Origin of the sequence: Chryseobacterium sp. LAM-KRS1, assembly GCF_013184525.1 — a bacterium.
In the GTDB taxonomy this organism is placed as follows: domain Bacteria; phylum Bacteroidota; class Bacteroidia; order Flavobacteriales; family Weeksellaceae; genus Chryseobacterium; species Chryseobacterium proteolyticum.
Genome location: NZ_JAAOIZ010000007.1, coordinates 158,191 through 173,484, shown reverse-complemented (window position 1 = coordinate 173,484; position 15,294 = coordinate 158,191). Strand labels below are relative to the sequence as shown.

General features: G+C 34.7%; 13 protein-coding genes and 1 riboswitch. Of the genes, 11 read left to right on the top strand and 2 right to left on the bottom strand.

Going from position 1 to position 15,294, the window contains the following annotated elements:
• Window positions 1–71: 71 nt before the first annotated feature.
• Window positions 72–821 (bottom strand): RDD family protein, encoded by a 750-nt coding sequence (locus G9C87_RS19945; protein ID WP_172284431.1) that lies wholly within the window; start codon window positions 819–821, stop codon window positions 72–74.
• A 27-nt stretch (window positions 822–848) separates the two neighbouring features.
• Between G9C87_RS19945 and G9C87_RS19940 the strand changes: the two genes are divergently transcribed.
• The 8 genes from G9C87_RS19940 (at window position 849) to G9C87_RS19905 (ending at window position 8,205) form a co-directional block, all read left to right on the top strand.
• Entirely contained in the window at window positions 849–1,829 is a 981-nt protein-coding gene (locus tag G9C87_RS19940; protein WP_172284430.1) for a stage II sporulation protein M, read from the top strand.
• Window positions 1,816–2,775, top strand: a complete 960-nt coding sequence (locus G9C87_RS19935) for a DUF4013 domain-containing protein (RefSeq protein ID WP_228457061.1) — start codon at window positions 1,816–1,818, stop codon at window positions 2,773–2,775. Before G9C87_RS19940 ends, G9C87_RS19935 begins: the two co-directional genes overlap by 14 nt.
• Window positions 2,768–3,562, top strand: a complete 795-nt coding sequence (locus G9C87_RS19930; RefSeq protein ID WP_172284428.1) for a DUF4129 domain-containing protein — start codon at window positions 2,768–2,770, stop codon at window positions 3,560–3,562. Before G9C87_RS19935 ends, G9C87_RS19930 begins: the two co-directional genes overlap by 8 nt.
• A gap of 14 nt (window positions 3,563–3,576) precedes the next feature.
• Window positions 3,577–4,740 carry a hypothetical protein gene (locus G9C87_RS19925; protein ID WP_172284427.1) on the top strand — a complete coding sequence of 388 codons (1,164 nt, stop codon included), beginning with the start codon at window positions 3,577–3,579 and terminating at the stop codon, window positions 4,738–4,740.
• A 62-nt stretch (window positions 4,741–4,802) separates the two neighbouring features.
• On the top strand, window positions 4,803–5,834 hold the full coding sequence (locus tag G9C87_RS19920; protein WP_172284425.1) for an AAA family ATPase: 1,032 nt from the start codon (window positions 4,803–4,805) through the stop codon (window positions 5,832–5,834).
• 104 nt (window positions 5,835–5,938) lie between these two features.
• Window positions 5,939–7,261, top strand: a complete 1,323-nt coding sequence (locus G9C87_RS19915; protein WP_172284423.1) for a DUF58 domain-containing protein — start codon at window positions 5,939–5,941, stop codon at window positions 7,259–7,261.
• Between the two features lie 8 nt (window positions 7,262–7,269).
• Window positions 7,270–7,767, top strand: coding sequence for a YegJ family protein (locus G9C87_RS19910; RefSeq protein WP_172284421.1), 498 nt, complete (start codon window positions 7,270–7,272; stop codon window positions 7,765–7,767).
• Between the two features lie 18 nt (window positions 7,768–7,785).
• Window positions 7,786–8,205, top strand: coding sequence for an OsmC family protein (locus G9C87_RS19905; RefSeq protein ID WP_172284419.1), 420 nt, complete (start codon window positions 7,786–7,788; stop codon window positions 8,203–8,205).
• 287 nt (window positions 8,206–8,492) lie between these two features.
• Here the strand turns inward: G9C87_RS19905 and G9C87_RS19900 are convergent, their stop codons facing one another.
• A complete protein-coding gene (locus tag G9C87_RS19900) occupies window positions 8,493–11,099 on the bottom strand; it encodes an MGH1-like glycoside hydrolase domain-containing protein (RefSeq protein WP_172284417.1) in 2,607 nt (868 codons plus the stop codon).
• A 189-nt stretch (window positions 11,100–11,288) separates the two neighbouring features.
• Window positions 11,289–11,397: riboswitch (SAM riboswitch) on the top strand.
• 63 nt (window positions 11,398–11,460) lie between these two features.
• Between G9C87_RS19900 and G9C87_RS21020 the strand changes: the two genes are divergently transcribed.
• The 3 genes from G9C87_RS21020 (at window position 11,461) to G9C87_RS19885 (ending at window position 15,276) form a co-directional block, all read left to right on the top strand.
• Window positions 11,461–12,450 carry an alpha/beta fold hydrolase gene (locus tag G9C87_RS21020; protein WP_172284415.1) on the top strand — a complete coding sequence of 330 codons (990 nt, stop codon included), beginning with the start codon at window positions 11,461–11,463 and terminating at the stop codon, window positions 12,448–12,450.
• A gap of 11 nt (window positions 12,451–12,461) precedes the next feature.
• Window positions 12,462–14,000 carry an ACT domain-containing protein gene (locus tag G9C87_RS21015; RefSeq protein WP_172284413.1) on the top strand — a complete coding sequence of 513 codons (1,539 nt, stop codon included), beginning with the start codon at window positions 12,462–12,464 and terminating at the stop codon, window positions 13,998–14,000.
• 115 nt (window positions 14,001–14,115) lie between these two features.
• Window positions 14,116–15,276, top strand: a complete 1,161-nt coding sequence (locus G9C87_RS19885) for an O-succinylhomoserine sulfhydrylase (RefSeq protein WP_172284411.1) — start codon at window positions 14,116–14,118, stop codon at window positions 15,274–15,276.
• Window positions 15,277–15,294 lie beyond the last annotated feature (18 nt).

Sequence of the window (15,294 nt, the reverse complement as noted above, 5' to 3'; positions counted from 1 at the left end):
TCACGTGCAAAAACTGCACCGACTTGGATTCGAATGTAATCTATGGACAAAGATAATTCCAAACAGAAATTCTAATTATCTTTTCCTGTATAATAGTTATAATCTTTGATGATAATATTAATAAACTGTCTTTCCGTCATTTTTACAGGATCAACTTCCAGTTTCAAAATATTCTTGATCTTGTCGGAAAGCTTACTGATGATTTGCCGGTCATCTACTCTTAGGGCCTTTGTGTAATTATCTTTAATAATTCTCATATCATTATCACTTAACGCAATAACCTGAGGGAATGAAGGAACGTAATCCTCCTGTATGTTTTCCAGGATCGTATGAGAAATATTAATGCTATTTTTTAATGAAATAACAGCTGTGCCTGATGCGATATCCCCGAGGCGCTGATTATTTTTAGAAACAATCATGGAAATTAATCCGATAACACCCGCAAAAGATGTGTCTATTATCCTGAATACCCAACGGATCAGATAATCTCCAAAACCAGCCTGGTATCCGTCGATTTTTACCACACGGATTTTCATTACTTTTTTTCCGGGAGTCTGCCCTTCCATTAAGCTTTCCAAAACCAAAGGATAGATGTAAATGGGAAATGTGATGGCAATATAAATAGCCATCTGAGACCATTGATCCAGGCCATTTAATAAATATCCCAAATCAAGAAAATTGAAAAATACATAGAAAGTAACGACTGCATAAGCGACTTTGATCAGGAGATCTATAATAAATGCAAGCATTCTTTCTCCAACACTGGCAATGTTGAAATTAATATTTACATTTTGTGAGGTATTAATCGCAATTTGAGACATAATTTTTATTATTTTAGCCTTTAGATTATGAGAGAAGTTTATTTCATAAAACAAAATAAAGAAAAATGGTTGGGAATTGAACAGGTTATTCAAGGGAAAATAAAAAAAAATCCGGATGACCTGTCATCGTTGTATATCAACCTCATTAATGATCTTTCTTTTGCTCAGACTTATTATCCTAAAAGTAATACTACGGTTTATTTAAATCATCTTTCTTCACAGATATTCCAGAAAATTTACAAAACAAAAAGGGTAGAGGAAAACAGAGTCCTTTATTTCTTCAAAACAGAGGTTCCTTTGTTAGTGTATCAATACAAAAGATATTTGCTCTACGCGTTTTTGTTTTTTGCATTGTTTACTTCAATAGGAGTCCTTTCAGCAATTTATGATAAGGATTTTGTAAATATAATTCTGGGTGAAAGTTATGTGAATGAAACAATAGAGAATATTAAGAAAGGAAATGCGGTTGGTGTCTATCAAAGTGGTTCTACATGGGGAAGTACCATTGGGATTATCTTTAATAACATTGGGGTAGGTGCTAAATTGTATATTTACGGAGTTTTTGGAGGAGTAGGTACACTGTATGCATTACTTTCAAACAGTGTGATGCTCGGATCCTTCCAGTACTTCTTTTATGACTATGGGGCACTTAAGGATAGTGCAAGAGGAATATGGTTACACGGTGTTTTTGAAATTTTCGCAATGGTTGTTGAAGCTATGTGCGGATTAATTCTCGGGGCATCAATTTTATTTCCAAGAACCCTGTCGAGATTCAACTCATTTAAAAATGGATTTAAAGATTCCTTCAAAATATTTTTAAGTACAATTCCTTTTACCATTTGTGCGGGAATTATTGAAGGCTATGTTACAAGGCATGCTTTAAAAATGCCATTAGCTTTAAACTTAATTATTATCCTAGGTTCGCTAACGGTTATCGGATATTATTATTTTATTTATCCATCCGTTGTCAATAAAAAAATTAAAAACACAGATGATGCAGCTATATAAAAAAAGAGATTTCGGGACCTTTATCAGTGATAGTTTTAATTTTTTCAAATTATATGGAAAGAATTATTTCAAAAACTATATTTTGCTGAATGGTTTGTTGCTGATTTTAATGACTACCATTTTTGTTTTTGGATACAGGGAACTGTTTTCCCAGATATTCGGGTCAAATATGAATGGTAACAGTTACTATTTTCAGCAGTATTTTGAAGATAATGCAGGGATGTTAATTGTTGTTTGCTTGCTTACGTTTCTGCTTTTTTTTATCCTGGTGATTGTCAATTATCTTTATCCTGTTTTTTATCTGAAAAGACTTTCAAAGGGCGAAGAAAAAATAAGGACAGATGATATTCTCAGCGATTTTAAAAATAACGCAGGAAGAATAGGTACACTTTGCCTGGGAATGGTATTTATTGTAACTCCCCTGGCTTTGATTATGATCGGCATCTCATACGCATTGATACTAATTATCATCGGATTATTTATTATGTTGCTGGTGTATCCGACATTGTTTAATGTTGTTACATTTTTGATGTATGATTATTTTAATAGTGGCCGCGGTTTTTTTGAGAGTTTAAGTTATTCGATAAGATCACAGTTTTCTTATACCAACGGAAGGGAAAAGTCTCCTTACTGGAAGTATTGGGGAGCTACAACGATCATTTTTCTTATCATGTATACCATAACCACCATTTTCACATTTATTCCCATGATATTTTTCTACAGTTCAATTCTTACTTCAGCTCCTGATGGAAATTTTGAACAAAATCCCTTTCAGGGAGCCATGGGAGTGCTTTTTTTTGTGATATATGGGATTTCCATGCTGCTTTCATTTTTTCTTTCAAATATTATGTATATCAATTCTGGATTGATGTATTACGATAGCAGGACAGATCTGCATCAGAAGGTGGAACTTGCAGAAATAGAAACCATCGGTAATAATGAATAAAATTGTTTTTTTCTTACTGATCTTTTTCTCAACAGGATTCGTGTATGCTCAGGATGACATTGAATTGCCGCCGGAAGCATATGTTGAAGATTCTTTGAGTACAGGGCATTATAAAAATATGTACCGTGCAGATTCTGTATTGATAGAACACCCGGTTTCTGAAAATACGGTTTATCCTAAAAAATTCAGGGAAAATCTTAAGTCAAGATACAAAGGAAATGAGTTTGATTACACAACGATAAAACCCAAGGAATCTTTCTGGCAAAAACTGCAACGGAAAATAGCAAGAATTCTTGAGGGTATTTTCGGTGAGGATACCTTTGGAACCTCTGCAAAGGTTACCACTATTGTGATGCGTTTATTTGCCATTCTACTTATAGGTTTTCTGCTATATTTTATTGTCAGGTATCTCATAAGTAAAGATGGCAATTTCTTCTTTGGGAAAAAGAATAAAAAAGTAAATATCAATGAAGAAGAATTGCATGAAAATATCCATGAAATCAATTTTCCTGAGAGCATTGCAAAATTTGAAGTAACAGGAGATTACCGTTCCGCAGTACGTTATCAGTTTTTGTACGTTCTTAAAAAGTTGAGCGATAAAAAGCTTATCATCTGGAATCCTGAAAAGACGAATAAAGATTATGCAGCAGAGCTTAAAACAGAACACCTGAAAAAAGAATTTTCAAACCTTTCCTATATATTTGATTATGTATGGTATGGTGAATTTAGTATTACCGAACAGGATTATTTGAAATTTAAAAATCAATATCAGACATTTAAGCCATAATAAAATCTTTAAAAATGAATAAAACTTTCAAAATATATGCTGTAATTTTCATCATTATCATGGTGATTCTGGCATTGCTTGAAGTTAATAAAAAGGAAGTTACAGACTGGCGAAAGAACTTTGATCCAAATGAAAAATCACCTTTTGGGTTATTTGTATTTAACAAAGAGTCTAAAGATCTTTTTAAAAATCAGCTTAAAAAAATAGCTGAAACACCATATGAATATTATAATGAGAATAAAAAGCAGTCTCACAATATTTTAATAATAGAAAAAGAAATTGACAGGGAATCCTGGCGCAGTATCTTGAATGAAGTCTCCAAAGGATCGGATGCTATGTTGATTGCAGGCAGGATACCAAAAGAAATTTCTGATAGTATAGGCTTTTGTGCTTCTCAAATCTCTTTTGAAGATCAGAATGTGTTAAAGCTTACAGATAAGAAATATCAGAATGATTTTATTAACTTAGATAAATTTCCGTCTGGAAGAGGATTTTCTTATGTTAAACCCGGTGTTGAGATACTAGGAAAGACTGTTGAAAAGAATAACACTGATCAGGCAAATTTTATAAAAGTAAAGTTGGGAAAGGGAAATATTTTCGTTCATAGTGAGCCACTTTTTCTCACCAACTATTATCTTCTGAAACCTGGAAATATAAAATATGCACAGGATGTTTTTTCGTATCTTAACGATAAAGAAACCATTTGGTTTGTGGAAGCTGCAGATGCCAAGGCTTCTTCCCGCTTTTTTATGAGATTTATTCTGTCAAAACCAGCGCTGAAATATGCATGGTGGGTATTTTTAGGAGGGATGATCTTATTTATTTTTTTCAATGCAAAAAGGAAACAGAGAATTGTTCCTGTAATAGAACCTCTGAAAAATACTTCTGTGGAATTTGTGAAAAGTATCGGAAATCTTTATCTGCAGGAAGGTGATTTTCATGATATGATGGCTAAAAAAGCCCAATATTTCCTGAATAAAGTTAGAATGGATCTTCTTATCGATACCCAGAATCTCGATAATGCGTTTGCAAAGAAACTGCAATTGAAAACAGGGAAAAATATAGAGGTAATTACCGAAGCTATTGCTCTTATCCGGAAAGCTCAGGATCCTTATGCCAGTGTAATGAAAGAAGATCTCACCAGAATGAATACGATCCTGGATGAAATAATACGATAAATAATATAACGATGTAGTAACTGTGGTTACGGATACATTGACAAATGATAAATTAAAATTGTATGGAAAACCTTGAGAACGAAAATTTAGAAAATCAAAGTTCTATAAATCTTGATAAAGAAGAAAACGATTTTCAATCGAGAATCGATATGATTGAACTCCGTGTGAGTTTAGAAAAAGTAAAAGCCGAAATAAGTAAGGTGATTGTGGGGCAGGAGAGTATGATAGAACATCTTTTGGCAGCGCTCCTTTCAAATGGACATGTTCTCATTGAGGGAGTTCCCGGAGTTGCAAAAACCATTACGGCAAAGTTGCTGGCAAAAACTATTGATGTAAATTTCAGCAGAATACAATTTACCCCTGATCTGATGCCTTCGGATATTTTAGGGACTTCAGTATTCAGCGTGAAAAATTCGGAGTTTGAGTTTAAAAAAGGACCTATTTTCTCCAATTTTATTTTAATTGATGAGATCAACAGGTCTCCGGCAAAAACACAAGCTGCTTTGTTTGAAGTAATGGAAGAAAGGCAGATTACAATGGACGGTATCCGATATACGATGGAGGAGCCGTTTTTAGTCGTTGCTACACAAAATCCGATTGAGCACGAAGGAACATACAGGCTTCCGGAAGCACAGTTAGACCGGTTTTTGTTTAAAATAAATGTTGGGTATCCTAATCTTGAACAGGAAGTTCTGATTATTAAGAATCAACATGAAAGCAGGACCGAAGATAAAACAGAAGCAGTAGGACGTGTTATCACTGCGCAGCAATTAAAAAACTATCAGCAGTTGGTGAAAGAGATCATTGTAGAAGCACAGCTGATGGAGTATATTGCTAAAATCATTGTTAATACAAGAGAAAATCAGTTTTTATATTTAGGAGCCTCACCAAGGGCAAGTTTAGCCTTACTTACGGCATCTAAAGCCTTTGCGGCTTTAAGGGGGCGGGATTTTGTAACTCCGGAAGATATCAAAGAAGCCAGTTATGCAGTGTTGAGACACAGAGTAATTGTTTCGCCGGAAAGAGAAATGGAAGGTTTAAGTGCTGACGAAATTATCAGACAGATTCTGGAGGGAATAGAAATTCCAAGATAAATAATAAGTGATATTATAAAATTTCAAAATGTTGAAGAGAGTAATAGATTCCTTGTAGTGGATTTATAAGGCTGTCATAAAATTTGTTATCCACAACCTGAAAAATGAGAAACTTATACATTAATAATCGCTTTTTCTTCACGCTCATTGGAGTGGGGATACTTTATGTTCTGGCTTTTTTCTTTCCAATTTTTATTTATGTAGCTCATATTGTGCTCTTGCTTTGCTTTTTGGCTGCAATGGTAGATTATCTTTTACTTTTTAATCAAAAAGAAGGTGTTTTAGCACAAAGGATCTTACCTGAAAAGTTATCAAATGGTGATGAGAATCCAATAAAAATTGATATTAAAAATAATTATGGTTTTAAGATCAATACTAAAATCATCGATGAAATTCCGTTTCAGTTTCAGAAAAGGGATTTTTTAATTCGAAAAGAAATTGATCCCGGCAGAAATGCATTCTTTCAATATATTCTTGAGCCTAAAGAAAGAGGTGAATATAATTTTGGTAGCTTAAATGTTTATACTTCTTCTCCGATAGATTTTGTTTCGAAAAGATATAGATTCCAGAAAAATGCAAATTTAGCGGCATATCCTTCTTTTGTTCATTTACGGAAATATGAATTAATGGCTCTTCAAAGTGAATTCTTATTGGGGGGTATCAAAAAAATCAGAAAGCTCGGCCATACCATGGAGTTTGAGCAGATCAAGGATTATGTTCCCGGGGATGATATCAGGACAATCAATTGGAAGGCTACATCAAAGACCAATCGTTTGATGGTTAATCAGTTTCAGGATGAAAAATCTCAAAGGATTTTCATGCTGATTGATACTGGGCGAACCATGAAAATGCCATTTAAAGAGCTAAGTCTTCTTGACTATTCTATCAATGCGACAATGGCCCTGTCTCATATTATATTAAAAAAAGGAGATCGGGCAGGGATGATGACATTCTCTAAAAAAACTGAAAACAAGATAGCTGCAGAAAACAAATCCGGTCAGCTAAAGAAAATTTCGGAATCACTTTATAATATAAAAACCAATTTTTTTGAAAGTGATTTTAATCGCCTTTATCAGGATGTAAAATATTCAATCAACCAAAGAAGCCTGATTTTACTTTTTACAAATTTTGAAACGCTGGATGGTTTGAACAGGCAGTTAAAGTACTTGCGTGGCATTTCAAAAAATCATTTGTTGGTCGTTGTATTTTTTAAGAATTCGGAACTCCAGACTTTAATTCATAAGAATCCGGAGAGTATGCAGGAGATTTATGATGAAGTTATTGCTGAAAAATTTGAATTTGAAAAGAAACTGATCATTCAGGAACTACGGAAATATGGGATTTATACAGTATATACACTTCCTGAAAATTTAAATATCGATGTTATCAATAAATATCTGGAGATAAAAGCCAGAGGAATTTTATAATTTTGCCTATGAGAATAATAACTGTTATCTGTCTTTTGGCATTTCTGATAAATTGCCAGGAGAAGCGAGAAAAACTTAAGAGAGAAGGTAAACCCGATATCATGTATTTCAAAAATGCTGATGAGGAAATGAATAGTGCTGTAAAAAACGCGAAAGAAACTTTACCCGAATTTCAAAACGCGATACAAAGTAAAAACCCTGATTATTCCAATTTTACATTAAAACAGCAGTTTGACACATCTGATGGAGGTGGAGAACATATCTGGATCGGAGATATTCAGTTTAAGGATGGGAAATACTATGGGATTGTTCAAAATGAGCCGTTTGATAAAAAAATATTGGTCAAGTTAGGAGATTCGGTTGAAGTTCCCATTGAAAGAATTAGTGATTGGAAATATAATGACAAGAATATTGTAAAAGGGGCTTACACAATAAAGGTTGTAAGAAAATATATGAGTCCTGAAGAAAAAAAAGAAATGGATGCAGAAGGATTAATTTACGAATAAAGAAAAATATTAATTAGAATGAAAATTACATTAAACAGAATAAACGACGACTTTTTATTTGAGTGTACTAATTCTCAAGGAAATTCAATCCTTTTGGATAATACATCACAACCCGGAGCAAAAGGTGTTTCTCCCATGGAAAGTGTTTTAATGGCAGTTGCAGGATGTAGTGGAATAGACGTCGTGTCCATATTAAAAAAACAAAGACAGGATATCACTGGTTTTAAAGCAGAAGTAGAAGGAGAGAGAGTACCTGTCGATGATGCTAAGCCTTTTAAATCAATTAAAGTTCAGTTTTTTTTGGAAGGTAACATCGACCCTGCTAAGGCTTTGAAAGCAGCGCAGTTATCATTTGATAAATACTGTTCTGTTTCTAAAACTTTGGAGCCGAACGTAGAAATCGGTTATGATGTATTTGTAAATGGCGAAAAAATTTAAGGATGTTATAAACAAAATAAAAAAGCCGGATTGTTAAAATCCGGCTTTATGCTTATTATGTGTTGTTGAGGGTATTTTCTTTCTTTAAGATTTAAACATTGAGTTTCATTTTCTTAAAGGTTAACGATGTAAATATATGAAATATTTATCAATAATCTATTATAATTATTATTTTTGTTGCTTGTTTTGGTTTATGGCTAAAATTAAGGCATCAATGATGTTCAATACTAAAGGTTAATTAATTGATAAAAAAAATGTACCACTTAAGAAAGTGGTACATTTTTATTCTATCTCGGTTTCATCAATTTAGCGACCGTTGCCGTCCATCCTGTTTGATGTGAGGCGCCAACTCCACGTCCGTTATCTCCGTGAAAATATTCATAAAAGGTGATATAATCTTTGAAATGCTCATCGTGATTAAACTTATTGTTCCCCCCATTAAAAGCTCTTTGTCCCTGTTCATCTTTAAGGAATATAGAACATAGCCTGTTACTGATATTTTGTGCTACTTCATCCAGATTCCTTTTATCTCCGCTTCCTGTTGGTAATTCCACTTTCAGGCTGTTTCCATAATAGAAATGAAAACGCTGCAGACTTTCGACAATCAAAAAGTTAATAGGGAACCAGATCGGGCCTCTCCAGTTACTATTTCCTCCAAACATTCTGCTGTCACTTTCCGCGGGGGTATAATAAACCACATTTTCTGTCCCATGAACAGAGAAAATAAAAGGATTTTCTTCATATACTTTAGACATAGCCCTGATCCCATAAGAACTTAAAAATTCTTTTTCATCCAACATTCTTGTCAAGACTTTTGTTAGTCTGTTTTTACGAAGAATACTCATTAAATGTTTTCTGCCATGACCTTCTTCATCCCAATGGGAAACCAGTTTCGTAAGTTCCGGCTTATTTTTCAGCACCCATTCCATTCTTATTTTAAAGTTGGGCATTTTTTCCAATAATCCATGATCGATAATCTCCACAGCAAATAAAGGAATAAGTCCGACAATACTTCTTAAACGAAGCGTAACACTTTCGCCGTTCCCAAGTTGTAGTACATCATAGAAAAAACCATCTTCTTCATTCCAAAGGCCTTCTTTTCCATCACCCATGTTTTCCATCGCTTCCGCGATGTAAAGATAATGCTCAAAAAACTTAATGGCCATGTCTTCATATACCTGATAGTATTGGGCAAGTTCCATTGCAATTCTCATCATATTCAATGCATACATTGCCATCCAGCTTGTACCGTCTGCCTGTTCAAGATGCTCACCGTCTTTAAGTTCCATATTACGATCGAAAGCTCCGATATTATCAAGACCTAGAAAACCGCCGCCGAAAATATTTTTACCGTTTTTATCCTTACGGTTTACCCACCAGGTAAAGTTCAAAAGTAATTTTTGAAAAACCTTTTCCAGAAACAGGAGATCCGGTTTTCCATTGGTCTTTTCATCAATCTTAAATACCCTGAAACAAGACCAAGCATGGACAGGTGGATTTACATCACTTAAGTTCCATTCATACGCCGGAAGTTGTCCATTAGGATGCATATACCACTCTTTGGTTAACAAGAGAAGTTGGTTTTTTGCAAACTGGGCATCAATTAATGCATAGGGAACGCAGTGAAAAGCGAGATCCCAGGTAGCATACCATGGGTATTCCCATTTGTCCGGCATTGAAATAATGTCCTTATTGTGCATGTGGTTCCACTCTGTATTTCTTACATAGTGGTTGAAATCCCTCGGTGCATCAAAATTAGGATCTCCCTTAAGCCATTTCCCAACATTATAATGATAAAATTGTTTGTTCCATAATAGCCCTGCGAAAGCCTGACGTTGAACATTTCTTTCATCATCATTCGTTACATCGTGCTGAACTTCTTCATAGAATTCGTTGGCCTCAGCAATCCGGGTGTTGAAAATCTCATCAAAATGATGAAATGGTTCATCGGTGTCGTTTGGCGACAGCCTGAAATCAAAGGTTTTTGATTGTCCCCCACCAATAATTTCTTCAATCACAAAAGCCGCTTTTGAGCCTCTTTTTTCCGGATTAACGGTATTGGAGTTATGAATAATGTGATCGTTTATACCATCCTTGAAATAGGTGTTATCTGTTAAAGGAGCTCCGTATAATTTAGGTGTATTGGTTTCATTATCACAAAAGAGACTTTTGGCACCGGTGTTTCTTGAATAGAATTTTTTGATGGAAATACTATCATGGTTAATATCAATACAGCCGTCGTATGAGGCGTTTAGCTGCCCCTTATAAGTATTATATCCCCATTTCCAGTTGTTACGGAACCAGGCTGTTGGAGCGACAACAATAGGTGCATCGTTTTGGCTCCTGTTACAAACTGTGATACGGACTAAAAAATCGTCAGCATCTGCTTTACAGTATTCGATGAAAATATCAAAATATTCATCATTATCAAAGATTCCGGTATCAAAGATTTCAAATTCAGCTTCTTTTTTGCTTCGTCTTCCGTTTTCAGATAGCAGGTGATCATAAGGAAATTCATGGATCGGATATTTATACACCATCTTCATATAACTATGGGTAGGCGTGTTGTCCAGATAGTAAAAGATCTCTTTGATATCTTCACCATGATTGCCCTGGGGATTACTCAATCCGAAAAAACGTTCTTTGATCATTTTGTCCTTTTTGTTCCAAAATGAAAGAGCGAAACAAAAAAGCTGTTTGGTGTCCGATATTCCGGCAATCCCTTCTTCACCCCAACGGTAGGCATAACTTTCAGCTTTATCATGATTGGTGAAATTCCACGCATTGCCATTGGGACTATAATCCTCACGAACATTACCCCATTGTCTGTTGCTTACATAAGGCCCCCAGTTTTTCCATTTTATATCCTGTAATCTTTGTTTTTCTGCAGTCATAGTTCATCATTTTTCACTACGAAGGTAATTTTTTTGAAAAATAATTCCAATTTTTTCTATCTGAATAATTCTTAACACATCCTTGTAACTATAATGATTACAGGGATTTTCAGAATAAATTAATTTTTTCATGAAAAAATTAAATAAAATATTATATCTTTGCAGCATTCGATCATTCAAATATTGAAAATGTTATCAAGAAAGGTTGAGGGATTAGACCCGATGAAACCTTAGCAACCCTTTGTGCAAGCGAAGAAGGTGCTACGTTCTACCAAATTATTTTTTGGACAGATAACTTACTGAGTTTTTCAGCCATTTCCTGTGGCATTTTCAATTGTATTATAAATAATGTATAATAGAATTGAAAACAGAACTAAAACATATTAATCTTTCATATCAAACTAATTCCGGAAAGGAATGCAATATCCCGTTGAGCTATCAGACCTTCGGGAAAGAGCTGTTTTCGGCACCTGTTATTTTAATCAACCATGCTTTAACGGGAAATTCCAATGTATCGGGAACAAATGGCTGGTGGAAGCAATTAGTAGGAGATGGCCAGGTGGTTGATACCAATGTCTATACGGTTTTGTGTTTCAATATTCCCGGAAATGGGTACGATGATTTTTTAATTGAAGAATATGAAGAGTTTACTCCTTCGGATATTGCAGGCATATTTTTAAAAGGGCTAGAATTACTTAACATTAAAAGCCTATATGCGATTATCGGAGGTTCTCTTGGTGGAGGAATAGGATGGGAAATGCTGGTTAAACGCCCGGAACTTGCAGAAGTATTTATTCCCATTGCCTGTGATTTCAGAACTCATGATTGGCTGCATGCGCAATGTATGGTTCAGAAATTTTTATTAAATGGAAATGACGCTCCGTTACAAAAGGCAAGAATCCATGCAATGCTATGTTATAGAACCCCACAATCTTTAAACGACAGATTTCAAAATAAATACAATACCACAAAAAATAAGCTTGAATCGGAAGATTGGCTTGAATATCACGGAAAAGCTCTTAATGAAAGATTTAGTTTAAAATCTTATCAACTGATGAATCATTTGCTGATGAACATTAATGCCGAGGAAGAAAGGCTGGAGAATATACAGGCACGAATGCACTTGATCTCCGTTGATACAGATTTGTTCTTTCCTGCTTCCGAAATCCGGATGTGTTTTGAAAAACTGAAAGGTAAAAAAAAGAATGTTTCTTATCACGAGATCACCTCAGTTCACGGGCATGATGCCTTCCTAATGGAATACAAACAATTAAATAATATCATTAAAACCATTTTATTACAGAAAGAAACTGAACAATTACAAGAAACCTGTAATAAAGCTAAACAATAAAGAATGAACAGATGAAAAATGTTAACGAAATAAAATTTTTAAAGAACAGATCAATCATCAAATTTGAAGGAGAAGATTTCTTAGGGGAAATCGGTATTGACGGTAGAATTTTTAAAGCACTTACTTTAGCCAGGATTAGTGTAGGAGTGATCTCACAACAAGCTATAGAAAACGGAATATCAATTTTGGTTCACGAAAATGATTCTGAAAATGCGGTTAATTGTCTGATTGAGGAATTTGAAGCGGAAAGGAAATCAGGAGCAGTATCTCAGATTTATAGTATTAATAACGTTTCAGTTCTGGGGTTTGTAGCTGAAGATTTTAATAAAATACTGGCAGAACTTGCAAGAAATAATGTTTTTCCTTTGCTTCTGAATCAGATAGCAAGTGAAAAAAGAGTAAATATTGTAGTTACTTCTTCTCAGGATGAGAAAACTAAGAATATCATTGAATCTGAAATATCCAAAAAACCTAAAACCGTTCATCTTGCAATCATTGGACATGGGAATGTGGGTAAAACTCTGATTGACCAGGTATTGGAATCTTCCGAAGAAATTAAAAGACGAAAAAAAATAGATCTTAAAGTAGTGGCTGTTGCTAATTCAAGAAAAATAGCATTCAATAAAAAAGGCTTTGATCATAATTGGAATGATGAGGTTTTAGTTGCTGAAAGCCCTTCCAATGTTGATGAACTGATCAGTTTCTCCAGAGAGAATCAGCTGGAGAATCTTATTGTGGTTGATAATACGGCGAGTAAGGATTTTGTTAAGAATTATCATGCTTTAGCTGAGAACGGATTTGATCTTGTATCTTCCAACAAGATTTTCAATACCCTTCCAATAGAAGAATATCGTAAACTAAGATATACGTTGAATAAAAATAACAGACGATATCTTTATGAGACCAATGTGGGAGCAGGTTTGCCTTTGATCGATACCATTAAACTATTGCACCTGTCAGGGGAAAATATTACAAGAATTAAAGGCGTGTTTTCAGGTTCTTTAAGTTATATCTTCAATAATTTTTCAGTTAGAGATGAGAAATTTTCAACCATTATAGGAGAAGCAATGGAGAAAGGATTTACTGAACCGGATCCTCGTGAGGACCTTTCAGGAAATGATGTTGCAAGAAAGCTTTTGATTCTGGCGAGAGAGTTGGATCTGATTAATGAATTCAATGATATTAATATTCAGAATCTAATTCCTGAAAACCTTCTTTCTATTGACAAAAATGAATTCATTTCCAGATTGGGAGAATTGGACGAGGAATACCAGAAAATTAAACAAAATCAGGAGGCAGATCATGTTCTACGATATGTAGGCGATCTACATGGCGATCTTCAAAAAGAAAAAGGAGAACTTGATGTAAAATTAATTTCTGTGCCGGCTACTTCCGCATTAGGGCAATTAAAAGGATCAGATTCCATTTTTGAAATCTATACGGAGAGCTATGGTGAAAACCCTATTGTAATTATGGGAGCCGGTGCGGGAGCACAGGTAACCGCGAGAGGTGTTTTTGGTGATATTTTAAGAGTAAGTGAAACAAAATAAATCAATGTACGAATGTAACGATATAACAGTGTGTCGATAAAAATGGCTCAGATCAGATTCGATCGATTCATTGGTAAACTGTTGCATTGATACATGATATTAAAATTAAAACTATATGGAAAATTTTGAAACGTTTGCAATAAGGACGCAGACTGAACGAACTCAGTTTGATGAACATTCTACTCCGCTCTATCTTACATCCAGCTTTATTTTTCAGGATGCAGAGGATATGAGGGCGAGCTTTGCAGAAGAAAAATCAAAAAATTTATACAGCAGATTCTCTAATCCAAACGTTACTGAATTCACCGATAAAATTGTGAAAATGGAGGGTGCGGAAGCGGGATATGCTTTTGCTACCGGAATGGCAGCAATTTATTCAACATTTGCAACTTTGCTTGATGCCGGAGATCATATTGTAAGCTGCCAGTCTGTTTTTGGATCTACACACACACTTTTTACAAAGTATTTCCCGAAATGGAATATTGAGACTACCTATTTTAAGGCAGAAGATGCAGAAAATGTTGAAAAGCTTATCAAACCTAATACAAAAATTTTATATCTGGAAACTCCGACTAATCCGGCAATTGAGATTCTGGATCTTAAGTTTTTCGGGAAAATTGCAAAAAAACATAATCTTATCTTCATTGTAGATAATTGTTTTGCCACCCCTTATCTTCAACAGCCGATCAGGTACGGAGCTGATATTGTGGTTCATTCGGCAACAAAATTAATTGACGGACAAGGAAGGGTTCTTGGTGGAGTTGCGGTAGGAAAAGAGGACCTTATCCGGGAAATCTATCTTTTTGCAAGAAATACAGGTCCGGCCATGTCTCCTTTTAATGCATGGGTTTTATCTAAAAGTCTTGAAACTTTAGCCATCAGAGTTGAAAAGCATTGTGAAAATGCATTGAAAGTCGCTGAATTTTTGGAAAGCCACCCGAATGTGGAATTAGTAAAATATCCTTTTTTACCTTCACATCCAAGTTATGAAGTAGCAAAAAAACAGATGAAATTAGGAGGGAATATTGTCGCTTTTGAAATCAAAGGAGGAATTGAAGGCGGTCGGAAGTTTTTAGATAAAATAAAGATGTGTTCACTTTCAGCAAATCTTGGTGATACCAGAACAATTGTTACACATCCTGCTTCTACTACACATTCCAAATTAACCGATGAGGAAAGGAATGAAGTGGGAATCACTGCCGGCCTTGTACGTTGTTCTGTAGGGTTGGAAAACGTGGAAGATGTTATTGCAGATTTAAAACAGGCTTTAAATTAGTTGACAGTTGAGAGTTGA